Origin of the sequence: Streptomyces sp. FH025, assembly GCF_017427025.1 — a bacterium.
Lineage (GTDB): Bacteria > Actinomycetota > Actinomycetes > Streptomycetales > Streptomycetaceae > Kitasatospora.
This window is the reverse complement of the sequence record NZ_JAFLNG010001249.1, coordinates 1-774: the sequence shown is the minus strand read 5'-3', so window position 1 is coordinate 774 and position 774 is coordinate 1. Positions and strand designations below refer to the sequence as shown.

The 774-nt window shown below is 72.5% G+C and carries 1 protein-coding gene; it reads right to left on the bottom strand.

The features are described from left to right. The coding region (locus J0670_RS38720; RefSeq protein WP_307806884.1) for a polyketide synthase dehydratase domain-containing protein at positions 1-756 on the bottom strand (756 nt) is incomplete at its 3' end. Positions 757-774 lie beyond the last annotated feature (18 nt).

Sequence of the window (774 nt, the reverse complement as noted above, 5' to 3'; positions counted from 1 at the left end):
AGCCAGCGGCGTCACCGCCACCCGTGCAACCACCGCATCCGCCACATGGACGACCACATCGCCCCAGGCGAACGGGATTTCAGGGCTGTCCTGACGCCCGTCCGTGCCCACGATCACGTGCAGGGCCGCGTCCAGCAGCGCCGGGTGCAGTCCGAATCCTGCCGCGCTCACGCCGTCCGGCAGCGCGACCTCGGCGAACAGTTCCTCGCCACGCCGCCAGGCCGCACGAACCCCCTGGAACGCGGGACCGTAGGCCAGGCCGCGCCCGGCGAGTGCCGGGTAGAACCCGTCCAGGTCCACGGCCTCCGCACCCGCCGGAGGCCACTGCCCCCAGCTTTCCCGGACGGGTCCGTCGGCAGAAGCCAGAACACCCGTCGCGTGCCGGGTCCACTCCCCCTCGGACGCGGCATCTTCGGCCTGGGCGTAGACCGCCACCGCACGGCGCCCGGACTCATCCGCCTCGTCCACCGTCACCTGCACCCGCACGCCACCCCGGGCCGGAAGCACCAGCGGCGACTCGATCAGCAGCTCCTCGACCCGGCCACAACCCGCCTCGTCACCAGCCCGCACCACCATCTCGACCAGCGCGGCCCCCGGAACCACCACCCGACCGGCGACCACATGATCCGCCAGCCACGGCTGCCCGGACAACGACAACCGCCCGGTCAGCACCACACCACCACTCGCCGGCAACGCCACCGCCGCACCCAACAACGGGTGACGCGCCGGAGACTGACCCAACCCGACCGCATTCACCCCAAGGGAACCAGCCGG